General features: G+C 69.1%; 23 protein-coding genes and 1 pseudogene. 17 read left to right on the top strand and 7 right to left on the bottom strand.

From position 1 onward, the window contains the following. Positions 1–7: 7 nt before the first annotated feature. The 5 genes from ACWIDZ_RS13890 to ACWIDZ_RS13870 all read left to right on the top strand — a co-directional run bounded on the left by ACWIDZ_RS13890 (position 8) and on the right by ACWIDZ_RS13870 (position 7,537). Positions 8–1,102: an HlyD family secretion protein gene (locus ACWIDZ_RS13890; protein WP_453989790.1), complete on the top strand. Its 1,095-nt coding sequence runs from the start codon at positions 8–10 to the stop codon at positions 1,100–1,102. Between the two features lie 156 nt (positions 1,103–1,258). Continuing rightward, positions 1,259–2,518, top strand: coding sequence for a multidrug effflux MFS transporter (locus ACWIDZ_RS13885; RefSeq protein WP_346486246.1), 1,260 nt, complete (start codon positions 1,259–1,261; stop codon positions 2,516–2,518). 51 nt (positions 2,519–2,569) lie between these two features. Then, complete coding sequence (locus ACWIDZ_RS13880; protein WP_453989792.1) at positions 2,570–4,534, top strand: M1 family metallopeptidase; 1,965 nt, start codon at positions 2,570–2,572, stop codon at positions 4,532–4,534. Between the two features lie 233 nt (positions 4,535–4,767). Continuing rightward, the gene (locus tag ACWIDZ_RS13875) at positions 4,768–6,435 is read left to right on the top strand and encodes an amidohydrolase (RefSeq protein WP_453989794.1); all 1,668 of its coding nucleotides are present in this window, start codon (positions 4,768–4,770) and stop codon (positions 6,433–6,435) included. 130 nt (positions 6,436–6,565) lie between these two features. Next, on the top strand, positions 6,566–7,537 hold the full coding sequence (locus ACWIDZ_RS13870; RefSeq protein WP_453989796.1) for a complex I NDUFA9 subunit family protein: 972 nt from the start codon (positions 6,566–6,568) through the stop codon (positions 7,535–7,537). 75 nt (positions 7,538–7,612) lie between these two features. Here the strand turns inward: ACWIDZ_RS13870 and ACWIDZ_RS13865 are convergent, their stop codons facing one another. Further along, a complete protein-coding gene (locus ACWIDZ_RS13865; RefSeq protein ID WP_453989798.1) occupies positions 7,613–8,419 on the bottom strand; it encodes an undecaprenyl-diphosphate phosphatase in 807 nt (268 codons plus the stop codon). Positions 8,420–8,546: 127 nt separating this feature from the next. Between ACWIDZ_RS13865 and ACWIDZ_RS13860 the strand changes: the two genes are divergently transcribed. The 3 genes from ACWIDZ_RS13860 to queG all read left to right on the top strand — a co-directional run bounded on the left by ACWIDZ_RS13860 (position 8,547) and on the right by queG (position 11,417). Then, positions 8,547–9,527, top strand: a complete 981-nt coding sequence (locus tag ACWIDZ_RS13860) for a cation diffusion facilitator family transporter (RefSeq protein WP_452112400.1) — start codon at positions 8,547–8,549, stop codon at positions 9,525–9,527. Between the two features lie 62 nt (positions 9,528–9,589). Then, complete coding sequence (gene fzlA / locus ACWIDZ_RS13855) at positions 9,590–10,276, top strand: FtsZ-binding protein FzlA (protein WP_312219418.1); 687 nt, start codon at positions 9,590–9,592, stop codon at positions 10,274–10,276. A 25-nt stretch (positions 10,277–10,301) separates the two neighbouring features. Further along, positions 10,302–11,417, top strand: a complete 1,116-nt coding sequence (queG, locus tag ACWIDZ_RS13850) for a tRNA epoxyqueuosine(34) reductase QueG (RefSeq protein WP_453989800.1) — start codon at positions 10,302–10,304, stop codon at positions 11,415–11,417. 155 nt (positions 11,418–11,572) lie between these two features. On the opposite strand, the gene ACWIDZ_RS13845 is transcribed toward queG, so the two are convergent. Both ACWIDZ_RS13845 and ACWIDZ_RS13840 read right to left on the bottom strand, forming a co-directional pair. Further along, entirely contained in the window at positions 11,573–12,115 is a 543-nt protein-coding gene (locus tag ACWIDZ_RS13845) for an FKBP-type peptidyl-prolyl cis-trans isomerase (protein WP_346486254.1), read from the bottom strand. Then, positions 12,096–13,298, bottom strand: a complete 1,203-nt coding sequence (locus tag ACWIDZ_RS13840) for a threonine ammonia-lyase (RefSeq protein ID WP_453989802.1) — start codon at positions 13,296–13,298, stop codon at positions 12,096–12,098. The genes ACWIDZ_RS13845 and ACWIDZ_RS13840 overlap by 20 nt, the downstream gene beginning before the upstream one ends. Before the next feature lie 149 nt (positions 13,299–13,447). Here ACWIDZ_RS13840 and ACWIDZ_RS13835 point away from each other — a divergent pair, with 149 nt between their 5' ends. Together ACWIDZ_RS13835 and ACWIDZ_RS13830 are read left to right on the top strand one after the other, a co-directional pair. Continuing rightward, positions 13,448–13,978, top strand: coding sequence for a hypothetical protein (locus ACWIDZ_RS13835; protein ID WP_346486257.1), 531 nt, complete (start codon positions 13,448–13,450; stop codon positions 13,976–13,978). A gap of 173 nt (positions 13,979–14,151) precedes the next feature. Next, positions 14,152–14,424, top strand: a complete 273-nt coding sequence (locus tag ACWIDZ_RS13830; RefSeq protein ID WP_346486258.1) for a hypothetical protein — start codon at positions 14,152–14,154, stop codon at positions 14,422–14,424. Between the two features lie 10 nt (positions 14,425–14,434). Here the strand turns inward: ACWIDZ_RS13830 and ACWIDZ_RS13825 are convergent, their stop codons facing one another. Together ACWIDZ_RS13825 and ACWIDZ_RS13820 are read right to left on the bottom strand one after the other, a co-directional pair. Continuing rightward, a complete protein-coding gene (locus tag ACWIDZ_RS13825) occupies positions 14,435–15,031 on the bottom strand; it encodes a helix-turn-helix transcriptional regulator (RefSeq protein ID WP_343831665.1) in 597 nt (198 codons plus the stop codon). Positions 15,032–15,395: 364 nt separating this feature from the next. Next, complete coding sequence (locus ACWIDZ_RS13820) at positions 15,396–16,664, bottom strand: dicarboxylate/amino acid:cation symporter (protein ID WP_453989805.1); 1,269 nt, start codon at positions 16,662–16,664, stop codon at positions 15,396–15,398. Between the two features lie 398 nt (positions 16,665–17,062). On the opposite strand from ACWIDZ_RS13820, the gene ACWIDZ_RS13815 reads away from it, so the two are divergent. From ACWIDZ_RS13815 to ACWIDZ_RS13805, 3 genes are read left to right on the top strand one after another with little or no spacing between them, the layout of a single operon-like run. Then, entirely contained in the window at positions 17,063–19,846 is a 2,784-nt protein-coding gene (locus ACWIDZ_RS13815; protein ID WP_453989807.1) for a M14 family metallopeptidase, read from the top strand. Further along, positions 19,846–20,139, top strand: coding sequence for a putative hemolysin (locus tag ACWIDZ_RS13810; protein ID WP_291778695.1), 294 nt, complete (start codon positions 19,846–19,848; stop codon positions 20,137–20,139). Before ACWIDZ_RS13815 ends, ACWIDZ_RS13810 begins: the two co-directional genes overlap by 1 nt. Further along, entirely contained in the window at positions 20,136–20,738 is a 603-nt protein-coding gene (locus ACWIDZ_RS13805; RefSeq protein WP_346486264.1) for a glutathione S-transferase N-terminal domain-containing protein, read from the top strand. The genes ACWIDZ_RS13810 and ACWIDZ_RS13805 overlap by 4 nt, the downstream gene beginning before the upstream one ends. A 7-nt stretch (positions 20,739–20,745) precedes the next feature. Here the strand turns inward: ACWIDZ_RS13805 and ACWIDZ_RS13800 are convergent. Both ACWIDZ_RS13800 and ACWIDZ_RS13795 read right to left on the bottom strand, forming a co-directional pair. After that, positions 20,746–21,525: pseudogene (locus ACWIDZ_RS13800) on the bottom strand (sulfite exporter TauE/SafE family protein). Between the two features lie 78 nt (positions 21,526–21,603). Next, positions 21,604–22,221, bottom strand: a complete 618-nt coding sequence (locus tag ACWIDZ_RS13795) for a response regulator (RefSeq protein WP_453989810.1) — start codon at positions 22,219–22,221, stop codon at positions 21,604–21,606. 198 nt (positions 22,222–22,419) lie between these two features. Here ACWIDZ_RS13795 and prfA point away from each other — a divergent pair, with 198 nt between their 5' ends. The 4 genes from prfA to ACWIDZ_RS13775 all read left to right on the top strand — a co-directional run bounded on the left by prfA (position 22,420) and on the right by ACWIDZ_RS13775 (position 25,503). After that, positions 22,420–23,487 carry a peptide chain release factor 1 gene (gene prfA / locus ACWIDZ_RS13790; RefSeq protein WP_291778685.1) on the top strand — a complete coding sequence of 356 codons (1,068 nt, stop codon included), beginning with the start codon at positions 22,420–22,422 and terminating at the stop codon, positions 23,485–23,487. A 72-nt stretch (positions 23,488–23,559) separates the two neighbouring features. Continuing rightward, complete coding sequence (locus ACWIDZ_RS13785; protein WP_453989812.1) at positions 23,560–24,774, top strand: DNA recombination protein RmuC; 1,215 nt, start codon at positions 23,560–23,562, stop codon at positions 24,772–24,774. An 84-nt stretch (positions 24,775–24,858) separates the two neighbouring features. Beyond that, positions 24,859–25,296: a hypothetical protein gene (locus ACWIDZ_RS13780; protein WP_312219439.1), complete on the top strand. Its 438-nt coding sequence runs from the start codon at positions 24,859–24,861 to the stop codon at positions 25,294–25,296. 9 nt (positions 25,297–25,305) lie between these two features. Next, the gene (locus ACWIDZ_RS13775) at positions 25,306–25,503 is read left to right on the top strand and encodes a helix-turn-helix transcriptional regulator (protein ID WP_291778678.1); all 198 of its coding nucleotides are present in this window, start codon (positions 25,306–25,308) and stop codon (positions 25,501–25,503) included. Positions 25,504–25,538: the final 35 nt, after the last annotated feature.

Below are 25,538 nucleotides of genomic sequence, written 5' to 3'. Positions count from 1 at the left end.
CAAAACCATGACCGACGCCGCCCCCTCGCCGTCCGCTCCCGCCGCGCCTCCTGCCGCGCCGCCGCCGTCCAGCGGCCGCCGCGTGATGTGGAGCGTGGCCCTGATCGCCATGGCCGTTGTGGGGATCAGCCTGATCCTGCACGCCTGGCGCCTGCCGCCTTTCTCGGGCGGGCCGCAGACCACGGACAGCGCCTATGTGCGCGGCCAGGTGACCATCATCAGCCCCCAGGTCAGCGGCTATGTGACCTCGGTCGAGGTGCAGGACTTCCAGGCGGTGAAGCAGGGCCAACTTCTGGCGACCATCGACGACCGGATCTATCGCCAGCGGCTGGAGCAGGCGCAGGCCTCGCTGCATTCGGCCGAGGCGGCGCTGGCCAACTCGGCCCAGAGCCAGGCCTCGGCCCGCGGATCGGTGGCCCAGACGCGCGCCGCCATCGCCGCCGCCCAGTCGGCTGTGACCAAGGCCCGCGCCGATGCGACGCGGGTTGGCGCCCTGTTCGAGGGCGGCTGGGTCGCCCAGGCCCAGGTCGACACAGCCCAGAACGCCCTGCGCGCCGCCGAGGCCCAACTGGCCGAAGCCCGCGCCGCCGAGGACGTGGCCCAGACCGGCGTCACCTCGGCCGTGGTCAGCAAGGGCTCGCTGGAGGCCGCCGTCGAGAACGCCCGCGCCCAGGTGCGCCTGGCGCAGATCGATCTGGACAATACCCGCATCGAGGCTCCGCGCGACGGCCGCCTGGGCGAGGTGACGGTGCGTCAGGGCCAGCAGGCGGCGGTCGGCACGCAGTTCATGGCGCTGGTCCCCGACGTGGTCTGGGTCACGGCCAATATGAAGGAGACGCAGATGCGCGACGTGCGCGTCGGCCAGCCGGTCGAGATCACCGTCGACGCCCTGGGCGGACGCGTCCTGACCGGCAAGGTCGAGCGCATCTCGCCCGCAACCGGCTCCGAGTTCAGCGTCATCCGCCCCGACAACGCCACCGGCAACTTCACCAAGGTGGCCCAGCGCATCCCCGTCCGCATCGCCGTCGATCCGGGCCAGGAGGGCGCCGAGCGGCTGGCGCCGGGCATGTCGGTGACGGCGCGGATCAAGGTGAAGGGCTGAAGGCGCCCCCGCTCTTCCCGACTTCGGCCCGGACGACCGGGTGACAGGAACGAACAGCCCCGAATCCGCAGCCCGCCGCCTGACTTATTGTTGCGGTGCGCAAATCTTCACCTTTGCAGGGTTGCGTCAGCCTGTCGCAGGCCGCATCTGGAGCCGATGACCAGCGCCCCCTCCTCCGCGATCAAGGCTCCGCCCAAGGGGCCGGGCTTCGCCGAATTCGTCTGCCTGATCGCCGTGATGATGGCGCTGAACGCCCTGGCGATCGACGCCATGCTGCCGGCCCTGCCCTACATCGGCGAAGACTTGGGCGTGGCCAATGAGAACAGCCGCCAGTGGGTCATCACCGCCTATCTGCTGGGCTTCGGCGTGGCGCAGCTGTTCTACGGCCCGCTGTCGGACCGTTATGGACGCCGGCCTGTGCTGTTCACAGGCATCGCCGTCTATGTCGTCTTCAGCGTTCTGGCCGCCTTCGCCCACACCTTCGACATGCTGATCCTGTCGCGGATCGGCATGGGGATCGGGGCGGCGGCGACGCGGGTGCTGGCCGTCTCCATCGTGCGCGACCGCTATGCCGGGCGGACGATGGCGCGGGTCATGTCGCTGAGCTTCCTGGTCTTCCTGGGCGTGCCCATCCTGGCGCCCGCCGTGGGCCAGACGATCATGCTGGTCGCGCCCTGGCCGTGGATCTTCGGCGTCTTCGCCCTGTCGGGCGGCGCCTTCCTGATCTGGGCGGGCCTGCGCCTGCCCGAGACCCTGCACCCCGAAGACCGGATGCCGATCAACCTCGGCCGCATCGCCGGGGCCTTCCGCTTCGCCCTGAGCAACAGGATCGGCATGGGCTACACCCTGGCCATGACCGTGATCAGCGGGGCGCTGTTCGGCTTCATCAACTCCTCGCAGCAGATCTTCTTCGACGTGTTCAAGGCGCCGGGCCTGTTCCCCGTCGTCTTCGCCCTGGTGGCGGCGGGCATCGCCGTGGCTTCCGTCCTCAACGCGCGCCTGGTCGAGAAGCTGGGCTCGCGCCTGATCGCCCACACGGCCCTGTTCGGCTTCATCGGTTTCGGCGCCCTGCACGCCCTGATCGCCTGGACCGGCCACGACAGCCTGTGGGTGTTCGCGGCCCTGCAAGCCTGCAAGATGTTCTGCTTCGGCTTCATCGCCGGCAATTTCGGCTCCATGGCCATGGAGCCGATGGGCCATATCGCGGGCACGGCCTCCTCGGCCCAGGGCTTCATCTCCTCGATCGGCGGGGCCCTGCTGGGCTTCGCCATCGGCCAGCAGTTCGACGGCACCACCGTGCCGATGACCGTAGGCTTCGTCCTGCTGGGCGTCGCGGCGTTGGCGCTGGTTCTGGCGGCCGAGAAGGGGCGGCTGTTCAAGGCCCATCACCTGCCGCCGACCGCAGCAAAGGCTTGATCTTTCGGGCGCAAGGGAGCCTTTTCGGGCGCATCTGATACGGAGCGTTCGATGACCCTGAAGCTGGTCGGGCGGGTTTCCGCCCTCGCTATAGCCGCCGCCCTCGCCACGTCCCTGGGCGCCTGCGCCACGACCGGAGACACGACGCCGATGTCGCCCCTGGTCCCGGCCGCGTCGGCCCAGGCGACGGCTTACGTCAACGACCCGCACTCCTGGGCCCGACCGGCCGAGGCGCGGGTGACGCACGTCGATCTGGACCTGGCCGCCGACTTCGCGGCCAAGACCCTGACGGGCACGGCGACGCTGGACGTGACCGGCCGCCCCGGCGCGACCGAGGTGGTGCTGGACGCCAAGATGCTGGACATCAAGGGCGTGACCGACGCTGAAGGCCGCCCGCTGGACTGGAGCCTGGGCGCCGCCGATCCGATCAAGGGCCAGCCCCTGAGCGTGCGCGTCCCGGCCTTCCAGGGCGGCGAGACGCAGAAGATCGTCGTCGCCTACGCCACCCGCCCTGACGCCTCGGCCCTGCAATGGCTGAGCCCGCAACAGACGGCGGGCGGCCAGAAGCCCTATCTGTTCAGCCAGGGCCAGGCGATCCTGACCCGCACCTGGATTCCGACCCAGGACAGCCCCGGCATCCGTCAGACCTACAGCGCCCGTATCGTCGCCCCCGCCGATCTGACCGTGGTCATGTCGGCCGAGCAGTTGACCCCGAACGGCGAAACGGCAGGCTCAGGCATGAAGGCCTGGCGCTTCAAGCTGGACCAGCCCATCCCGCCCTATCTGATCGCCATCGGCGCGGGCGACCTCGCCTTCGCCCCCTTCGACGAACGCACCGGGGTGTGGACCGAGCCGAGCCGGTTGAAGGCCGCCCAATGGGAGCTGGAGCCGACCGCCCAGATGGTCGATGCGGCCGAGGCGCTGTACGGCCCCTATCGCTGGGGCCGCTATGATCTGCTGGTGCTGCCGCCCAGCTTCCCCTTCGGCGGGATGGAGAACCCGCGCCTGACCTTCGCCACGCCCACCATCATCGCCGGCGACCGGTCGCTGGTGTCGCTGGTGGCGCACGAACTGGCCCACTCCTGGTCCGGCAATCTGGTGACCAACGCCACCTGGGCCGACATCTGGCTGAACGAGGGCACGACCACCTATTTCGAGAACCGCATCATGGAGGCGCTCTACGGCCGCGAGCGCGCCCTGCAGGAACAGGCCCTGGCCTGGAACGATCTGGTCGCCGAGATCGCCGTCACCGATCCGGGCGACACCCGCCTGCATCTGGACCTGACCGGGCGCGACCCGGACGACGGTCTGTCGGGCATCCCCTATGACAAGGGCGCCGCCTTCCTGCGCACCATCGAGCGTATCGTCGGGCGCGAGACGTTCGACGCCTGGCTGCGCGGTTATTTCGACCGACACGCCTTCCAGCCCATGACCGACGTGGGCTTCCTGAAGGACATCCGCGAGAATCTGGTCAAGGGCGACGCCGCGCTGGAGGCGGAGCTGCAGTTGGAGAACTGGATCTACCAGCCCGGCCTGCCGTCCAACGCCCAGGCGCCCGTGTCGCACGCCTTCGAAGCCGTGGACGCGGCCGCCGAGGCCTTCTACGTCGCCAAGGGCCCGGCCTCGGCTGCGCCGTGGAAGGACTGGAACACCCAGCAGCGCCTGCGCTTCCTGTCGTGGCGGCCCGAGGGTCTGAAACCCGGCGCCGACTGGCTGACGGCCGCCCAGATGGCTGATCTGGAGCAGACGTTGAAGCTGGACAGCGAAGGCAACGCCGAACTGACCTTCGCCTGGCTGCAGGCGGCGCTGGCCAATCGCTACGAGCCTGCCGTGGCGACGGCCGAGCGCTTCCTGACCAGTCAGGGACGACGCAAATTCGTCCTGCCGCTGTTCCAGACCCTGTGGGCCGAAGGCGACTGGGGCCGCCCCATCGCCACGCGCATCTACGCCGAAGCGCGACCGCTGTATCACCCGGTGACGAGCAACTCCGTCGATCAGGTGGTGGGGCGGCCGTAGTCGCCCCTCCGCTTTCGTCATCCTCCGGCGAAGCGCAGCGGAGACCGGGGGACCCAGCGGCGCCGAAGGCGATCTTGCTGCAAGCGCCGCGGCGGCATCTTTCGCGCTCACGCGCGCCGCTGGGTCCCCCGATCAGCGCCGCTTCGCGGCTTGTCGGAGGATGACGGAGGGAGAGGAGCAAGCTTGACGCCAGGCGCGGCTGGGGCTCCCCTGCGCCGCGACTGGAGGCGCTGATGATCCGAACCGTGAAGACGACCCTGCCGCTGGCGGCCGCGCTGATGCTGGCGGCCGCGCCTGCGGCCTACGCCCAGAACCTGTTGATCCGGGGCGGGACCATCCATACCGGCGACGAGGCCCGGCCGACCGCCGAGGTCGTGGTCGTGCGCGACGGACGCATCGCCTATGTCGGGGCGGCGGACGCGGCGCCGTCGGCCGAGGGGCTGGAGGTCGTGGACCTGAAGGGGGCGACCCTCTTCCCCGGCTTCACCGACGGCCACGCCCATCTGGACGGCATCGGCTGGCGCGAGATGACGCTGAACCTGGAAGGTTCGGCCTCGGTCGCCGAAGCCATGGCGAGGCTCAGCGCCTGGGCCGAGGCCCACCCCGAGGGCGTCATCGTCGGGCGCGGCTGGATCGAGACTCACTGGCCCGAGAAGCGCTTCCTGACCGCCGCCGATCTGGACGCCGCCGCGCCGGGACGAGTGGTGGTGCTGAGCCGAGCCGACGGCCATGCGCGGGCGGCGTCCAGCGCCGCCCTGACGGCGGCCGGGATCGATGCGACGACGCCGCCCCCCTCGGGCGGCGAGATTCTCAAGGATGCCGACGGACGGCCGACCGGCCTTCTGGTCGACGGGGCCATGGCCCTGCTCGAAGGCCTGGCCCCCGAGGCGGATGCGGCGGCGACGCGCGAGGCCTATCGCGCCGGGTTCGGCGTCTACGCCCGCTATGGCTGGACCGGCGTCCATTTCATGAGCGCGCCGTGGAAGGACGTGCCCCTGCTGGAGGCGATGGCCGAGGCGGGCGAGGCGCCCTTGCGGGTCTACAACAGCATCGACATGGGCGACGCCCCCGCCCTGATGGCGGGCGGGCCGCGCGACGCGGGCGACGGGCGCATCATCACCCGGGCGATCAAATTCTACGCCGACGGCGCCCTCGGCTCGCGCGGGGCCAAGCTGTTCGAGCCCTATTCCGACCGGCCCGAGACGTCCGGCCTGATGCTGGCCTCGCGCGAAGAGGTCATGCCGCTGTATCAGGAGGCGCTGCGGACCGGAATCCAGATCGCCACCCACGCCATCGGCGATCAGGGCAATCACGACGTCGCCGCCTGGTATGAAGAGGCGCTGCGTTCCGTGCCCAAGTCCGAGTGGAAGCTGGCCGATCCGCGCTGGCGCATCGAGCACGCCCAAATCATCCGGCCGCGCGACTATCACTATTTCAACGACCTGCCGATCATCGCCTCCATGCAGCCCAGCCACGCCATCGGCGACCTGCATTTCGCCGCCGACCGTCTGGGCGACGCGCGGCTGGACGGGGCCTACGCCTGGCATACGCTGGTGGAACGCGGCGTGATCGTGGTCGGCGGCTCGGACGCGCCGGTCGAGCGCGGCGATCCCCTGATCGAGTTCTACGCCGCCGTGGCGCGCCGCGATCTGAACGGCTTCCAGGGGCCGGACTGGCGGCCGGACGAGGCGGTGGATCGGGCGACGGCGCTGAAGATGTTCACCCTGTGGCCCGCCTACGCCAGCTTCCGCGAGAATGAGCTGGGCACGATCGAGGTGGGCAAGCGCGGCGACTTCACCGCCTTCGACATCGACCTGATGACCGTCCCCGCCGCCGACATTCCCAAGGGCCGGGCCGTGCTGACGGTGGTCGACGGACAGATCGTCCACCGGGCCGACTGAGAGGCGGACGGATCAGACGGAATCCCGCCCCTTCTCGTTGCGGGCGGGGGCCGCTTCGGTTAAGCCCCGCGCATAGGATTTCGTCTCCGGCCGTCGGTTGCGGCCGGGGCTTGGCGTTGGAGCGTCTGAGATGGCTGATTTCGCCCCCGGTCTGGTCACCGTGTTCGGAGGCTCGGGCTTCATCGGAACCCAGGTGGTGCGCGCCCTGGCCCGTCGCGGCTGGCGCGTGCGCGTCGCCGCGCGCAACGCCAAGAGCGCGCCCATGCTGCACATGGCCGGCGACGTCGGCCAGGTTCAGGTCGTGCGCTGCGACATCACGGACAAGGCCGCGGTGGCCGAGGCCGTGCGCGGCGCCGACGCCGTGATCAACCTGGTCGGCATCCTGTTCGAGACCGGCGGCCGCAAGTTCCAGACCCTGCACGTCGAGGGCGCGGCCAATGTCGCCGAGGCGGCCAGGGCGGCGGGCGCCAAGCGTCTGACCCACATCTCGGCCCTGGGCGCCGACGCCAACGGCAAGGCCGACTACGCCCGCACCAAGGGCGAGGCCGAGGCCGCCGTGCGCGCCGCCTTCCCCGGCGCCGTGGTCGTGCGCCCGTCGATCGTCTTCGGCTCGGGCGACCAGTTCCTGAACCGCTTCGCCGCCATGGCCACCTGGTCGCCGGTCCTGCCGCTGATCGGCGGCGGCCAGACGAAGTTCCAGCCGGTCTATGTCGCCGACGCCGCCGAGGCGATCGCCCGCGCGACCGTCGCCCCCGAGGCCCAAGGCGAGACCTATGAGCTGGGCGGCCCGTCGGTCTGGACCTTCGAGGACATCCTGAAGTTCATCCTGCGCGAGACCAACCGCCGCAACATCCTGCTGCCCCTGCCCTTCCCGGTCGCGCGTCTGATCGGCTCCCTGGCCCAGATCCCGGCCATGATCGGCCTGCGTCCGGCCCTGACCAGGGATCAGGTCGTGCTGCTGGAGACCGACAATGTCGTGACGCCGGGCGCCAAGGGCCTGGCCGATCTGGGAGTCGAGCCCTCAGGCCTGGAAGCCATCGCGCCGGCCTATCTGTGGCGCTACCGCAACGGCGGCCAGTACGCCGAGAGCCCCGCCGCCTGATCTCAACGACGGCTCAAGAAAAACCCCTCGAGACCGGCGTCCCGAGGGGTTTTTGCTGCGCGCTGTGCGACGGCGTTACAGCGCGCCCGTCACGCCCAGGCCGATGATGCCGACGACGCCGACCACGATCCGCCACCAGGCGAAGGGGCCGAAGCCGCGCTTGGACACGAAGTCGAGCAGGAAGCGCACCACGGCCAGGGCCGAGATGAAGGCGGCGATGAAGCCGATGGCGATCAGGCCGACGTCGCTGAAGTCCAGCACGTTGCGGTTCTTGAACAGGTCGTAGGCCACCGCCGCCCCCATGGTCGGCAGGGCCAGGAAGAAGCTGAACTCGGCGGCCGACCGCTTGTCCGTGCCCAGCAGCAGGCCGCCGGCGATGGTGGCGCCCGAACGCGAGACGCCGGGAATCATGGCCAGGCACTGGAACAGGCCGATCAGGAAATAGACTCGGAACGGATAACGGTCCGCATCCAGATAGGTCGGAATCTTGTTCATCCGGTCCAGCCACAGCAGCAGCACCCCGCCGACGATCAGGGCGATGCAGATCACCAGCGGCGTCTCGAACAGCACCGTCTTGATGAAGCCATAGGCCAGGAAGCCGATCACCACGGCGGGAAGGAAGGCGACCAGCAGGCCGATCAGGAAGCGCCGCGCCTCCGCGTCGAAGGGCCAGCGCGTCGCCAGCATCCACAGCCGCTTGAAATAGACGCTGATGATGGCCAGCAGAGCGCCCAGCTGGATGACGATCTCGAACGTCTTGCCGGTGCTTTCAAAACCGAGGAAATGCCCCAGCAGCAGCAGGTGACCGGTGGAGGACACCGGAATGAACTCGGTCAATCCCTCGACCAGACCCAGAAGGATCGCCGTCAGCCAGTCCGCCATGAATGCTCCGCTCGGTCTCTTTGTCGGGCGCGCCGCAGCCTGCGGCCTCCCGTCCGCCTCTCCTTAGCGCCCCGCCTCCGCCGCCGCCATTGGCGCGGGCGCTGTTTTGGGCGACAAGGGCGAGGAAATGTCCGCCTCTCCTCTCGACGCCGCCCATGAGACCACCCGCCGGATCACCACCTTGTCGGTGGCGACGGCGGTCCTGCTGATCATTATGAAGGCCTTCGCCCTGGGGGCGTCCGGCTCGGTCTCCATCCTGGCCAGCCTGGCGGATTCGGCCCTGGACCTGGTGGCGTCGCTGGCGACCTTCTTCGCCGTGCGCTGGGCCGCCGCCCCGCCCGACGACGAGCATCGCTACGGCCACGGCAAGGCCGAAGGCCTGGCCTCGCTGGTGCAGTCGGGCATGGTGCTGGCCTCCGGCGTCTTCATCGGCTGGGAAGCGACTCAGCGCATCTTCGATCCGCGCCCGGTGACCGCCGGCGGCTGGGCCGTCGGGGTGGTCGTCCTGTCCATCGCCGTCACGGCGGGCCTAGTGTGGATGCAGACCCAGGCGATGAAGAAGACCGGCTCCCTGGCCGTGGCGGGCGACCGCGCCCACTACGCCGCCGACCTGGCCGCCAATGTGGTGGTGCTGATCGGGGTGATCTCGGGCGCCTTCCTGAAGGCGCCGGGACTGGATGCGGCGGCCGGTCTGGTGGTCGCCGTCTGGCTGGCCTGGGGCGCGGTCAGCCTGCTGAAGGACGCCGCCGGCCATCTGCTGGACCAGGCCGCCTCGGACGAGGATCGCGCCGCCATCGTCGCCGCCGTGACCGAGGACGCCCGCATCGCCAACGTCCACCAGCTTCGCACCCGCATGGCCGGCCAGGCCCTGATGGTGCAGATGCACGTCGACCTGGACCCCGAGCTCAGCCTCAAGGCCGCGCACGACATCCTCCTGGACGCCGAGAAGCGGGTGCTGAAGGCCTTTCCCCACGCCGACATCCTGATCCACGCCGACCCGCGCGGAGCCGCCGAACCGCACGGCGGCGCCTTCGCCCCCGCCCGCCCGACGGCGTCGGAACCGGTCGCGCCGGACGCGCCCTCGTCGCGTATGGGCCCCTGGTCCTGAGCCTGCGACAATCGCGCGCGGTAAACGGAGCCTTAACGCGCGCGGGCGCATGAAGGCGGACGATGTCCACGCCCGCCGTCCTCTATCATTTCGCCTATCATCCCGCGTCGCGCACGGCGCGGCTGGCGTTGGGCGAGGCCAAGACGGCCTATAGCGAAGAAGCCGTCCGCCCATGGGAGGACGACTGCCCCCTGTTCGAGATGAATCCGTCGGGAATGCCGCCGGTGCTGACCGTGACGGAGAAGAACCGTCCGCTGGTCCTGTGCGAACTGGACGCCATCCTGGGCTGGCTGGAAGACCGCACCAAGGGCGACTTCCTGCTGCCGTCCGATCCGGCTGAGCGCGCCGAGGCGCGCCGCCTGGCCACCTGGTTCAGCCGCCGCTTCACCGATGAGGTCGACGCCGTCCTGCTGCATGAGCGGATGGAGAAGCCCCTGCTGCGGCTGGGGTCGCCCGACGCCCGGATGCTGCGGGAAGGCCGCGAGGCGCTCAAAAGCCACCTGTCGACGCTGGAGCCTCTGGCGGCCGGGCGCGAATGGCTGGCCGGACGCCGTCTCAGCCAGGCCGATCTGATCGCGGCGGGCCATCTGTCCGTGCTCGACTATTTCGGCGAGGTCGCCTGGGCCTCCTGGCCGTCGCTGAAGCTGTGGTATTCTAAGCTGAAGTCGCGCCCCTGTTTCCGCCCTCTTCTCGGCGATCGCTTCCCCGGCGTGCAGCCTGCGCCCTGGTACGCCGACCTCGACTTCTGAGGTCAACGGGGGCTAAAGCGCCCTCATGGCGGCCGATCCCCGCATCTTCATCCGACAGCGCGCCGCCGACCTGGGTTTCGGCGTGTGCCGCTTCGCCTCGGCCGGCGATCCGTGGAGCGCGGGCGAGAAGCTGGCCCATTTCGTCGATGCGGGCCGCCACGGCGACATGGGCTGGATGGAGACGACGCTGGAGCGCCGCGCCCACCCCACCGCCATGTGGGACAGCGCCCGGACCGCCATCGTCCTGGGCATGAACTACGGCCCCGACGAAGACCCCCGGCCCGAGCTGGAGGACGCCTCGGCGGGCTATATCTCCGTCTATGCGCGCGGCGACGACTATCATGAAGTCATCAAGGGGCGGCTGAAGATCCTGGCCGGTCAGATCGCCGCGCGGCTGGGCCAGGAGGTCAAGGTCTTCGTCGACACCGCCCCCCTGATGGAGAAGCCGCTGGCCCAGCGCGCGGGCCTGGGCTGGCAGGGCAAGCACACCAACCTCCTGAGCCGCACCCATGGCAACTGGCTGTTCCTGGGCGTGATCCTGACCGCCGCCGAGATCGAGCCGGACGAGGCCGAGGTCGAGCACTGCGGCCGCTGCACCGCCTGTCTCGACGCCTGTCCGACGCAGGCCTTTCCGGCGCCGTTTCAGATCGACGCCCGGCGGTGCCTGTCCTATCTGACCATCGAATACGCGGGCGCCTGGCCGCGCGAGTTCCGCGCCGCGACGGGCAACCGCATCTACGGCTGCGACGACTGTCTGGCCGCCTGCCCCTGGAACAAGTTCGCGCAGGGCGCGTCGGAGGCGCGGCTGCACGCGCGCGACGCGCTGAAGTCGCCCCCGCTGGCGGACCTGCTGGCGCTGGACGACCCCGCCTTCCGCGCCCTGTTCACCAAGAGCCCGATCAAGCGGATCGGGCGGGATCGGTTCATTCGCAACGTGCTGTATGCGGCGGGGAACTCGAGCGAGCCGGCGTTGATCGAAGCGGTCGAGCGGCTGCTGGACGACCCGGCGCCCGTGGTGCGCGGGGCGGCGGTCTGGGCGCTGTCGCAGCTATCGCCGGAGAGGTTCGAGGCCGAGCGCGCCGGGCGGCTGGCGGATGAGGCGGACGAAGAGGTCAGACAGGAGTGGTCCTTCTCCCCTTGAGGGAGAAGGTGGGCGCCGGAGGCGCTCGGATGAGGGGTGTAGGCGCGACATTCAGAAGTGAAGGGCGGCACCCGACCACACCTTCAAGCCGCCGCGACGCCACCCCTCATCCGTCTCGCTTCGCGAGCCACCTTCTCCCACAAGGGGAGAAGGGATTAGACGCTCGCCTGGCCTACGCCGCGGCCGCCGCCGGGCACCGGGGCCACGTCCAGCAGCTTCAACCGGAACACCAGCACGGCGTTGCCTGGGATCATCGGCGGACCGCCTTGTTCGCCGTAGCCCAGTTCCGGCGGCAGGAAGAGAATCCACTCGTCGCCGGGCTTCATCATCTGCAGGGCCTCGGTCCAGCCGGGCACCACGCCCTCGGGCGAGAAGACGGCGGGCGCGCCCCGCTTGAACGAACTGTCGAACACCGTGCCGTCGGTCAGCGTGCCTTCATAGTCGACCTTGACCAGATCGTTGCGATCCGGGCTGACGCCGCCCGCCGGGCCGGAAGCCACGACCTTGTACTGCAGACCGGAAGGCAGGGTCTGGACCCCCTCCTCCGTCGCGTTCTGCTTCATGAAGGCGGCGGATTCGGCGGCGTTCTTGGCCAGGTCTTCGGGCGCGGCGGACGGGCGGCCGCAGGCGGCCAGGGCCAGAAGGGCGGACGCGGCCAGGGCGGCGCCGAGGGGGCGCTTAGCCCATGCGAAGTTCATAACCCTGGTCCTTCAAGGCGGCGCCGATTTCCTCGGCATGACGGGAGTCGCGGGTCTCGACCATGATGTCGAACTCGGCCCCCTTGGCGGGCACGTCCAGCGCCAGCCGGTTGTGCACCACGTCGATGATGTTGCCGCCCAGACCGCCGATGACGGCGGCCATCGCCGACAGCATGCCGGGACGGTCATCGCCCAGGATGCGATAGACGATCAACCGCTTTTCGCGGACCATTTCGCGGTTCAGCACCACCGCCAGCATCCGGGCGTCGATGTTGCCGCCGGTCAGTTCGACGCCGATCTTCATGCCCTTGAAACGCTCGGGATTGGCCAGGATGGCGGCCAGACCGCCGGCGCCGGCGCCCTCGGCCACCGTCTTCTCCAGCGTCGCCAGCAGGGCCACGCCCTTTTCGAAATCGGCCTCCTCGCAGACGAAGACCTCGTCGATCAGCGCATCAGCAAGAGCGAAGGGGATTTCCCCCACGGCCTTGATGGCGATGCCCTCGGCGATGGTCTGGCCGCTGCATTGGGCCGGTTCGCCACGACGGCGTGCGGTGAAGGACGGATAGCGCGCCGCCTCGACGCCGAAGATCTTGATGTCCGGCTTGACCGCCTTGGCGGCGATGGCGCTGCCGGCGATCAGTCCGCCGCCGCCGATGGGGATGATCAGGGCGTCGAGGTCCGGCGCGTCCTCCAGAAACTCCAGGCCGCAGACCCCCTGCCCGGCGACGATGCCCTCGTCGTCGAAGGCCGAGACGAAGACATAGCCGTGCTCGGCCTGAAGCCGCCTGGCCTCCTCGGTCGAGCCGGAGAAGTCGAGGCCGTGGATGACGACATTGGCGCCGTGGGCCCGGGTGCCGTCCACCTTCACGAAGGGGGTGCCCTCGGGCATGACGATGGTCACGGGCACGCCCAGACGGCCGCCGTGATAGGCTAGGGCTTGGGCGTGGTTGCCCGCCGAGGCGGCGACGACGCCGCGCTTCTTCTCGTCCGGCGTCAGCTGCAGCAGCCGATTCAGGGCGCCGCGCTCCTTGAAGCTGCCGGTGAAGTGCAGATTGTCGAACTTGATCCAGATCTCGGCGCCGGTCAGTTGCGACAGGCGGCGGGAATAGCGGACGGGCGTGCGGTCGACCTGGCCGGCGATGCGTTTTTGCGCCGCGCGGATGTCGTCGATGGTGACGGTCATGAAGTCCCTGATTTTGTTTGCGGCCGGCCTCTTTCGTCCGGTCTACGGTCCTCTTGTGGAGCAGCACGAGACGGCGAGCAACCTTGACTCGCCCCGTCCCCCAAGGTCATGCCGGGTCGACGCCTGAACTGAAACCGGGAGCCGCCCCCATGACCACCTCCTCGCGCTCGCCCGTCCCCTTCAAGAGCCTTGTCGCCGTCGCCCTCGGCGGGCTGGCCCTGTCCGCCTGCGCCACCACGCCCATGGGCGGCGCGGCCGTCGGACCGGCCGTCTTCAACGCCGACGACTTCGCCTGGTCCGCTCGTGCGGGTCAGGCCTCGATCGAGGGCCGCGTGGCCTTCGTCCAGGACGGCCGCGCCTTCCAGTGCGCCGGCAACGTCGGCCTGATCCCGGACACCCGCTACACCCGCGCCCGGATCGATCGCCTGTACGGCGCCTCGGACCGCGCCGCCGTCCCGGCCGCCGTGGTGCGCGCGCGTTCGGCGGGCGAACAGGGCGCGGACTACCGGTCCTTCGAGCGGGCCGAGCCGTGCGCCGAGGGCGGCTTCCGCTTCTCGAACCTGCCGGACGGAAGCTGGTTCCTGATCGCCCCGGTCAAGGCCGACGACGACGTCATGGTGTTGATGCGCCGGGTCCAGACGCGCGGCGGCCGGGCCGTCAATGTGACGCTCGGCGGCTGAAACCCGCCCCGACTGAGCCGTTAGCCTAGCCATAAACTGAGCCGTTAGCTGAGCCTTTTTCGACGGCCGCGTTCCTCGCGCGGCCGTCGTCGTTTGACCGGCGTTCGCCATCCTTTGGCCCCAAGAAGCCGCTCTGTGAGCCGCTCCGTTCAAGGAAAGTCGGGAGCGTCTTCTTGTCCCAGCACAACATCATCGGCTCCGAAGCCTTCACGAACCGCCCCTATGTGCTGGTGCGCAACGTGCGGCCGGGCGGTTTTCGCCGTCGTCGGTCGCGTTCGCTGATCGCCTATGGGATCGTGGCCGTGCTGGCGCTGTCGGCGGGCGCCGCCGTCGCGGCCTTCGCCATGGGGCCGTTGCTGTTCGACAAGACGGTCGAAGCTCCGGCCGCAACCTCCGCGCCGGTCGAAGGCGGAGCAGCTCCGCTGACGGCGCCGACCGCGCCCTAAGCCCCCTCGTTCAGGGCACGACGAAGGCCAGGGCCTGGGCGAACAGTTCGCCCCGGCTGCGCACGCCCATCTTCTGATAGGCCCGCTTGAGATGGGAGCGCACGGTCTCAAGCGAGACGTCCATGATCTGGGCGATGCGGCCGGTCTCATGCCCCGCCAGCAGCATCTCCACGATCCGCCCTTCGGAGGGCGACAGCAGGTGGGTCTCGATCAGGGCCTGGAAACGGACAGCCCCGCCGACGCACTGCACGGTCAGGCCGATCAGGCAGTTCGGCGCCGAGGCCACCTCGCGCGCCCACAGCACCCAGGTCCGGCCGTCCGAACCCGGCGCGGTCAGGCATCGCGCCTCATCCGCGCGCGCTTGCGACATCAGACGAGGCAGGGCGCGGGAGCGGGTCGCCAACCGACCGCCCTCGACCTTGAACAGGTCGTCGTCCGCCTGAAGCATGCGGGCCGCCTCATTCATCCACGCCACCTCCAGCGCCCGCGTGACCAGCAGACGCGCCCGCGTCTCATGATCGATCCAGGCGGCCAGAGCGCGATTCCGCTGACCTTCGGCGTCATCGGACGGCGCCGACCAGGGCCGTCGGCGACGGTCAGGATTCAATCTTCGATCCGGGGCGAACAGCGGCCCCTCCAAAGCCCGGCGTCCCGCCCGGCTCTCCCACACAGCTTGTTCCAACGCCAACGCTCCAGGACTAGCGCACGGCCTCGCAGGGAAGCCGGCCGCGTTTTGAAGACAACGCCTGAGCACTCATGAATTCTTAACACATATCCACAGGCGGCGCACTCCTATTGCGCCAAATGGGTCGGATTTCGCATTCTACAGCCAAGCTTTCGCGGCGATTGGCGCAATTTTCGACACATATGGGCGCGATCTGTGAACGCGGACGCTGGCCGCAAGGCTGGATCGCAATTGAAAACGGCGGCCTTCGCAGGCCGCCGCTTCCATCTGAATGTCGAAGAGGTCCTCAGGCGACGGCCGGTTGCTCCGTCCCGTCGGCCCCATCGACGGGCATGTCGTCCAGTTCGCCCTCCCACTTGGCGACCACGGCCGCCGCGACCGAGTTGCCGACGACGTTGGTGGCCGAGCGCCCCATGTCGAGCAGGTGGTCGACGCCCAGGACGATGGCGATCCACGCCTCGGGCAGGCCGAAGTAGGTCAGGGTCGCCATGATCACCACCAGGGAGGCGCGCGGCACTCCGGCGATGCCCTTGGACGTCACCATCAGCAGCAGCAGCATGAAGATCTGCTGCGACACGCTGAGATGCACGCCGTGGGCCTGCATGATGAACATGGTCCCGAAGGTGCAGTAGAGCATCGACCCGTCGAGATTGAACGAATAGCCCAGCGGCAGGACGAAGCTGACGATGCGACGACGCACCCCCACCTTGGGCAGGGCCTCCAGGATGCGGGGATAGGCGGCCTCCGAACTGGCCGTCGAGAAGGCCAGCAGGGTCGGGGTGCGGATGGCCCGGAACAGCGGAACGACCCGCTTGCCCAGCACCACGGCGCCGGCCAGGAACAGCAGGAACCACAGCACGCCCATGGAGCCGTAGAAGCCGAAGACGAACTTGGCGTAGGTGCCCAGCATCTCGAGGCCCTGGGTGGCGATGGTCGAGGCCAGGGCGGCGAAGATGGCGAAGGGCGCCAGCCTCATCACGAACTCGGTCACCTTCAGCATGATGGAGGCGGCCTGCTCGACCAGATGCAGCACCGCCGGCGCCTTGTCGTCGAGGGCCGCGACCGCCGTGCCGACGAAGACGGAGAAGACGACGATCTGCAGGATCTCGTTCCTGGCCATGGCGTCGAAGATCGACGTCGGCACCAGGTGAGCGATGAAGCCATGCAGGGAGAAGGCGTCGGTCGAGGCCGCCGGGGCCGTCGCCGCAACCGCTTCCGGCAGATGCATGCCCGAGCCCGGATGCAGCAGTTGCACCATCACCAGGCCCAGCACCAGCGACACGACCGAAGCGCCGATGAACCAGGTCATGGTCTTCACGCCGATCCGCCCCACCGAGGCGGCGTCCTCCATATGGGCGATGCCCGCCACCAGGGTCGTGAACACCAGCGGCGCGATGATCATCTTGATCAGCCGCAGGAAGACATCCGTCACCACGTTGAGATTAGAGGCCGCGGCCGAGGCCTGGTCAGCCGTGAGAAAATGATTGAGGCCCCAGCCCGTCAGGACCCCCAATATCATCGCCCCGACGATGAAGTAGGCGAACAAACGTTTCATACAAAAGTCGTCCAGCTTTGCAGGCCCGGCGCCGCCGGACCCCAGTTACAAACCGATGGAGGATCCCCACCCGCCCAAAAGGAGGAGGCAGCGAATAAACGAAAATCCCCCGACCTCCAACGAACTCCTCGAGGTCTAGGCGCGCCGGTCAGGGATTGGCCGTCGAATTTCGATCGAAAAGCGAAGGGTTTTCCGATCGAAATCGGAAAATTCGCCGTCTCCAGAAGAAGATTCGGAAAAGGGGCGATCTCGCCCTCATCGCCCGAAACCGCGAAGAAAATTGCGCCCGTGCGGCGCTCGAAAACGGTTGAAGGCAAATTGCGTCTGCGGCTCGAAAACGCCAAGCTGCAAATCAGGCCTCGCAGAAGGCTCGCCGAGTGAACGCATCAGGAGTCTTCATGTCCCGACCCGCCCTTGCTCCCGCACGCCGACTGGCCGCCGGGCTGGCCGTCCTGGCCCTCTCTTCGACCAGCGTCCTGGCGCTTGAAGCCGCCGCCTCGCCGGCCCCGGTCGCGGCCACGGCCGCCCCCGCCCGCACCCTCACCACCCCGCTGGAGGCGTTCGGCCATGAGGTCGGGGCGGACTATCATCTGATCACCTACACCCAGTTCGAGCGCTATCTGCACACCCTGGCCGGCCAGTCGGACCGGATGAAGCTGCTGGAGATCGGCAAGTCCTCCGAAGGGCGGACGCAATATCTCTCGGTCGTCTCCTCGCCGCAGAACCTGGCGAACATCGACCGCTATCAGGAGATCGCGCGGCGCCTGGCCAAGGCCGAGGGGATCAGCGAGGACGAGGCCCGCGCCCTGGCCGCCGAGGGCAAGGCCGTGGTGTGGATCGACGGCGGCCTGCACTCCACCGAGACGGTGCCGCCCCAGGCCCTGATCGCCGCCCTGTATGAATGGCTGACCGCCGAGGACGCCGAGGCCAAGCGCATCCTGGACGACGTGGTCATCCTGTTCGCGCCGATGAACCCGGACGGGTGGGAGCTGGTCTCGACCTGGTACATGCGCAACGCGGACCCGCTGAAGCGCGAGTACGACAGCATCCCGGTACTGTATCAGAAGTACGTCGGCCACGATAACAACCGCGACTACTACCTGTCGGCCATGACCGAGACGACCAACGTCAACCGGCAGTTCTTCCGCGAGTGGTTCCCACAGATCATCTACAACCACCACCAGACGGCGCCGGCGGGGACCGTGGTCTTCATGCCGCCGTTCCGCGACCCCTTCAACTACAACTACGATCCCCTGGTCATGAGCACCCTGTCCGAGGTCGGGGCCGCCATGCACAGCCGCCTGATCGAGGAGGGCAAGCCCGGCTCGACCATGCGCAGCGGGGCCAACTATTCGACGTGGAACAACGGGATGGAGCGCTCCGTCACCTACTTCCACAACGCGGTCGGCCTGCTGACCGAGATCACCGGCCATCCGACCCCCAGCCAGATCCGCCTGATCCCGGACAACCAGCTGCCGCGCAACGACCTGCCCATGCCGATCGCGCCCCAGACCTGGCGTTTCGCCCAGTCGATCGAATATTCGCAATCGATCAACCGGGCGGTGCTGAACTACGCCTCGCGCAACAAGGATCGGGTGCTGTTCAACATCTGGCGCATGGGCCAGAACGCCATCGACAAGGGCAATGCCGACACCTGGCGCGTCACGCCTGCGAGCGTCGAGGCCCTTCAGGCCGTCGCCGGCCCTTCGGACGCCCGCCAGGGGGCTGATCCGGCGCTCTATGACAGCGTGCTGCGCGACCCGGCCCGGCGCGACCCGCGCGGCTATGTCATCCCGGCGGACCAGGCCGACCTGCCCACCGCCGTCGCCTTCCTCAACAGCCTGATCAAGACCGGCGTGGATGTGGATCGCGCCACCCAGGCCTTCACCGTGGACGGCAAGACCTATCCGGCGGGCTCCTATGTGGTGAAGACGGCCCAGGCCTATCGCCCGCACGTCCTGGACATGTTCGAGCCGCAGGACCACCCGCACGACCTGCAGTATCCGGGCGGCCCGCCCAAACTGCCCTATGACGCCACGGGCTACACCCTGGCCATGCAGATGGGCGTGCAGTTCGACCGCATCCTGGACGGCTTCGAGGCGCCGACCGAACGCGTCGCCGACGTCATGGCCCCGCCGCCGGGCCGGATCGAGGGATCGGGCCGGGCGGGCTGGCTGATCGATCATGCGCCCGTCAACGGCTACATCCTGACCAACCGCCTGCTGGCGGCGGGTCTGCCCGTCTACTGGCAGGAGGGCGAAACCCGGGCGGGTCGCGCGACCCTGCCGCCCGGCGCCCTGTGGATTCCGGCCGACGACAAGGCCCGCCCGATCGTCGAGGCGGCCGTGCGCGACCTGGGCCTGAACGCCCACGCGGTCGCCCGCGCGCCGGGCGGCGAGCAGATCGCCCTGAAGCCGCTGCGCATCGGCCTGGTCGATCGCTACGGCGGCTCCATGGCCTCGGGCTGGACCAAGTGGATGCTGGAGCAGTTCGAGTATCCGTTCGAGGTGGTCTATCCGCAGCGCCTCGACGCCGGGGACCTGAACAAGGATTTCGACGTCCTGGTCTTCGCCTCGGACATGATCCCGGCCGACCTGTCCGCCGCCGCCCAGCGCCCGCAGCCGGCGCCCGAGAGCATCCCCGCCGAATACCGCGGCTGGCTGGGCCACATCACCGCCGAGACGACCGTGCCCCAGCTGGACGCCTTCGCGCGGGCGGGCGGCAGCGTCGTCACCATCGGCTCGGCCCACCGCCTGGCCGCCGCCATGGGCGCGCCGGTGCAGGACGTGTTGACGGGGGCCGACGGCAAGCCCCTGGCCTCGACCGACTTCTTCATCCCCGGCGCGGTGCTGAAGACCGAGGTCGACAACAGCCGCCCCCTGACCTTCGGCGCCCCGCGCCAGATGAACGTCTTCTTCAACCGCAACACGGGCTTCCGCCATGCGGGCGAAGGGGCCGGCCTGGTGCGCTATCCGCAACAGGTCGCCGTCTCCAGCGGCTGGGCCATCGGTCCGGAACGGCTGTCGGGCGCCGACGCCGTGCTGGACCTGGAGCACGGCCAGGGCCGGGTCATCATTCTGGGTCCCGATGTGGTGAACCGCGCCCAGGCGCGGGCGTCGTCGCGACTGCTGTTCAACGCTCTGTTCTACGGCCCCGCCGTAACGAAGGAGGCAAGACGCTGATGAGTATGAGAACAGGACTGACGCGCCTGATCCTGGCGGGAGCGCTGCTGACGATGGCCGCCTGCGCTCCGCCGAAGGAGGCCGAGCCTTCGTCGCCCCAGGCCGTCGGCATGGCCAATCCCGCCTCGGTCCATTGCGGACAGGAGGGCGGCCGGTCGGAAATCCGTCGCGACGCCCAGGGCGGCGAATACGGCGTCTGCATCTTCGAGGACGGCCGCCAGTGCGAGGAATGGGCCCTGTTCCGCGACAAGCGCTGCGTGGCGCCTCCGGCGGCCGACAAGACGGCGGAATGACGATGAAGCTCTACATCACCACCCCCTCGCCCTTCGCGCGCAAGGTCCGCATCGTCGCTCGGGAGAAGGGGCTGGCGGACCGGATCGAAGAGATCGTCGTCGATCCCTACGCCAATGCGCCCGAGCTTCTGTCGACCAATCCCGTGGTGCAGGTCCCGACCCTGATCGCCGAGGACGGCCGGCCGCTGACCGACAGCCCGGTCATCGCCGAATATCTGGACGCGCTCGGGTCCGGACCGCGCCTCCTGCCGACCGAAGGAGCGGAGCGCCTGAGAGTCAAACGGCTGGAGACCCTGGCCAACGCCGCGCTGGAGATGGGGGTCAAGCTGGTGCTGGAGAAGCGTCGGCCCGAGCAGGAGCGCTCGTCGTCCTGGATCGAGCGCTGGACGGTCAACATGGGCCGCGCCCTGGACGCGCTGGAGGCCGCCGCGCCGGACGCCGAGGCGTTGGACATGGGCGTCCTGACGGCCGGGATCGCCGTCACCTGGATCGGCTTCCGCCATCCGGACTATGACTGGAAGACGGGCCGCCCGAACCTGGTCGCCATGCAGTCGGCGCTGGAGCGACGTCCCAGCTTCGTCGACACCTTCCCGCGCTAGGCGGGGTTCAGCCGATCAGCTTCAGCAGCTGGACAGCCTGGAAGGCGGCCAGGATCAGCAGCAGGACGCCGACCGCATAGGCCAGGGCCTTGCGCGGCACCTTCTTGACGATCAGGCCGGCGAAGGGAGCGGCGATCAGGCCGCCGACCACCAGGCCGCCGACGGCCGCCGCGTGGTTCTGAAGCGCGCCGGCCTCTTCCCAGTGGCCGGTGACCAGGGCCCAGACGAAGGTGGCCGAGATGGCGACGGTCAGGAAGAATTCGGCCGTGTTCACCGTGCCGATCGCCTTGCGCGGCTCATGCCCGGCGCCGACCATGGTCGACGAGACGGTCGGCCCCCAGCCGCCCCCGCCCACGGCGTCCAGAAAGCCGCCGACCAGGCCCAGCGGCGCCGTAACCTAGGCGGGCAGATGGCGCGGGCGGACGTCATGTCCGGCGCGCCACAGAATCCATACGCCGACCAGCGCCAGATAGCCGACGACGAAGGGCTTGATCACCGCCGCCTCCAATCCGGTCAGAACATAGGCGCCCAGAACCCCGCCGATCACGCCCGCCACGGCCAGGGGCGCCAGCAGCCGCCACTCGACATTCCGGTGCCAGGCGTGGCTTCCAGCCGAGGCGGCGGTGGTGAAGACCTCGGCGGCGTGGACGCTGGCCGAGGCCGTGGCCGGGGGCACGCCCAGCGCCAGCAGCACCGAGGAGGAGATGACGCCGTAGGCCATGCCCAGAGCGCCGTCGACCGCCTGAGCCAGGACGCCGACCAGCAGGAACAGGAAGAAGGTGTCCATTCAGCGCCTCGGCGACGGATGTTCGGCGACCATCAGGCGCAGGTCGCGACGCGCCTGGCAATGGCTCGCGCCAGGACCTCAGGCGACCTCAAGCCGGGCGATGGCGTCCAGCACGTCGCGGCCGCTGTAAGGCTTGATGACCATGGCGGCTGCCAGTTCGGCGTTGTGCGCCGCCGCCGTCACGTCGCCGGACAGGAAGATGACCGGCACGCCCCAGCGCGATTTCAGACTGCGGGCCAGATCGACGCCCGTCGCCTCGCCCGACAGATTGATGTCCAGCAGAGCCAGGTCGACAGGGTGAAGGGCCGTCGCCGCCTCGGCCGCCTCGGCGCTGTGGAACGGGCCGACCACGCGGTGCCCGGCGGCGTCCAGAGCCTCGGTCAGGTCGGCCGCGGCGTCGGCGTCGTCCTCGACCAGCAGCACGGTCCGAGGCTCGACCTCGGCCGGCGTCGAAGCGGTCTCCGGCGGCGCCTGGCGCACCAGAACGGCGCGGACATAGGGCCAGAGTTCGACAGCGGGCCGCTCGGCGTCCAGGTCGAAGATCTTGGCCAGGGCCTTCAGTTCCTGTTCGGCGGCCGGGCTCAGCGCCGCCCCGCCCGGCGTCAGAATCCCGTCGTAAAGGGCGCAAAGGCGCGCGACGTCGGCGCCCGGCGCAATGCCCGCCGAGACCCCCTCCGGGGGCTTTTCATAGGTCATGCCCTGTCTCCGTTTCGTTTCAGCCCGGTTAATCTGGAGTGGGAGCTAGGGCGTTTGAGACGGTGACGAAACCGAGCTGACAAGCTTGTGACGGCTGTTCACAATCGCTCCATGCGCGCGTGTAGAGGCGTTTTTATCGACACGGCGGCGCGTCGCAGGTAAGGCTCCGCCCTCGATTTTCTCTGCAAGGACACGCCGTTGCGACTGCCACAGGCCCGGCTCGATCAGGTGCTCGACCGCTTCCATCAGGTGGAGGCTCGGATGGGCGCCGCCACGGACGGCGCCGAGATCGTGCGCCTGTCCAAGGAGCACGCCGAGCTCAAGCCGGTGGCCGACGCCGTTCAGGCCCTGGCCCGCGCCCGCGCCGAGGCGGACGACCTCAAGGCCATGGCCGCCGACCCGGAAATGGCCGCCCTGGCCGCCGACGAACTGGACGAACTGACCGAGCGCCTGCCGGAGCTTGAGCGCGAGGTCGCCCTGCTGCTGGCCCCGCGCGACGCCGATGAAAACGCCTCGGCCGTGCTGGAAGTGCGCGCGGGCACGGGCGGGGACGAAGCCGCCCTGTTCGCCGGCGACCTGTTCCGCATGTATTCGCGCTACGCCTCCACGCGCGGCTGGCGGGTCGAGATCGACAGCGCCGCCGAGGGCGACGCGGGCGGCTTCAAGGAAATCATCGCCACCGTCAGCGGCGAGGGCGTCTTCGGCCGCCTGAAGTTCGAGAGCGGCGTCCACCGCGTCCAGCGCGTGCCCACGACCGAGGCGGGCGGGCGCATCCACACCTCGGCGGCGACCGTCGCTGTCCTGCCCGAGGTCGAGGACGTCGAGATCGAGATTCTCGACAAGGACATCCGCATCGACACCTACCGCTCGTCCGGCGCGGGCGGTCAGCACGTCAACAAGACCGACTCGGCGGTGCGCATCACCCACCTGCCCACCGGCATCGTCGCCACCTCGTCGGAAAAGTCGCAGCACGTGAACCGCGACAAGGCGATGAAGAACCTGCGCATCCGCCTGTACGACATGCAGCGTCAGGCCAAGGACGCCGCTCGTTCCGACGCGCGCAAGTCCCAGGTCGGCTCGGGCGATCGCTCGGAGCGCATCCGCACCTACAACTTCCCGCAGGGGCGGGTGACGGACCACCGCATCGGTCTGACCCTGCATAGCCTGCCGCAGATCCTCGAGGGCGACCTCGACCCCATGCTCAACGCCCTGATCGCCGAGGATCAGGCCGCCCGCCTGGCCGATCTGGAAGCCGAACTGGGCTGAGGGCGCGCAGGCGCGTCCGCACCTGACGTCACCCCGCTTTAACCTGGCTCCGACTCCCGCTAGGAACGGAGCATGAACATGCTGGACATCATCCTGTTGGCCTTTGCAGCGGTCGCCGCGGGGGGCTTCCTGTGGGCCTATATGGGCTGGCAGAAGACGCGCGGCGCGCTGGACGCCGCCGACGCGCGGCTGGTTCTGATGGAGGAGAGCCGGGACTCCATGGCCGAGTTCCTCAAGGCACAGGCCTCCCAGTCGGCCGAGGCGGTGGCGTCCAAGCTGGTCGCCCGCGCCACCGAGACCTTCCAGGCCCAGGACCGCGTCGCGCGCGAGCGGATGGAGGCTCAGCTCAAGCCGGTATCAGAGACCCTGGCCAAGTTCCAGGAACACGTGACGGCCCTGGAGAAGGCGCGCGCCGACGAGACCGGCGGGCTGAAGGAGCAGCTCGGCCTGTTGATGGCCGCCTCCACCGCTACCCGCGACGAGGCGCGCCGCCTGACCGAGGCGCTAAAGGGCAACACCGGCCGTCGCGGCCGCTGGGGCGAGCAGACCTGCCGCAACGTGCTGGAGGCGGCGGGCATGGCCGGCCGTTTCGACTTCGAGGAACAGAACTCCTCGGCCACGGACGAGGGCCGTCAGCAGCGCCCGGACTTCATCGTCAAACTGCCGGGCGGCGGCATGTTCGTCATCGACGCCAAGGTGTCTCTGGCCTTCGCCGACGAGGCCGACGGCGACGAGGAGGCCCAGGCCCGCGCCATGTCCCTGCGCACCGCCGCCAGCATGAAGACCCATGTGCGCCAACTGTCGTCCAAGGCCTATCAGGACCAGTTCAAGCCCAGCCCCGACTTCGTCGCCATGTTCGTGCCGGGCGACGCCTTCCTAGCCGCCGCCCTGGATCACGAGCCGGACCTGATGACCACGGCCATGGCCTCGCGCGTGGTCATAGTGACCCCGACCACCCTGTTCGCCCTGTGCAAGGCCGTCGCCTACGGCTGGCGCGCCGAGGAGCAGGCCAAGAACGCCGAGGATGTCGCCAAGCTGGGCAAGGAGCTCTACAAGCGCCTGTCGGTCATGGGCGGCCACGCCGCCTCGGTCGGCAAGGCGCTGGATGCAGCGGTCAGCCGCTACAACCAGTTCGTCGGCTCGCTAGAGAGCCAGGTCATGGTCTCGGCCCGCCGCTTCGAGGACCTGAAGGTCGACCACGAGGGCAAGGAACTGCCAGAACTGAATGCGGTCGAGCAATCGCCCCGCGCCCTCAGCCGCCCGGAGCTGCTGAACGCGCCGGAGTGATGGCGGCATGTGACAAACACGCTTGACCCTCGACGGGCAGGCTGTAAAACTCGCTTGTCAAATCAGCTCACGGCGGCGAGGCCCATGAAATCGACGAAACCACTTGGCCTGAAGGGCGTGGCGATCCTGTTCGGGGCGGTCGTGCTGATCGGATTCGTCGGCGGCCTGACCAGCGGCTTCCTGGCTGATCGCCCTGGTTCGGCGGCGTTCTGGACGACCGTGGCCTTCACAGTCGTGATGATGGCCGCTGTTCTGGGGGTGTCCTTCTGGTGGTGGCGTCGCTTGGATGAAGCCGCGCGCGAGGCGCACAAATGGGCTTGGTACTGGGGCGGCAGCACCGGAATGCTGGTCGGCCTCGTCCTCATGCTGGTGCTGACGACGCGCCCGGCCGACATCGTCCTTCCCGCCAGCCTGGGACAGACCCCGGCCGATCTGGTGGGCGCCGGCATGATCATCACCCTGGGTTTCCAACTCGTCGGCTACGGCCTGGCCTGGGCCTGGTGGTGGCTGGGACGCCGTTGAGGGAGCGCCATGAAGAATCGTCTCAAGGTACTGCGCGCCGAGCGCGATTGGAGCCAGGCGCACCTGGCCGAGGAACTGGGCGTGTCGCGCCAGACGGTGAATGCGCTGGAGACCGGCCGCTACGACCCCTCCCTGCCGCTGGCGTTCAAGATCGCCCGGCTGTTCCAGATGCCCATCGAATCCATCTTCATCGACGAGGAAGGCTGAGCGTCTTCCTTTCCCCTTGCGTCCCTAGGAGCCTG

Source organism: Brevundimonas sp. NPDC055311 (assembly GCF_053645695.1).
This window is presented reverse-complemented; position numbering and strand designations above follow the sequence as displayed.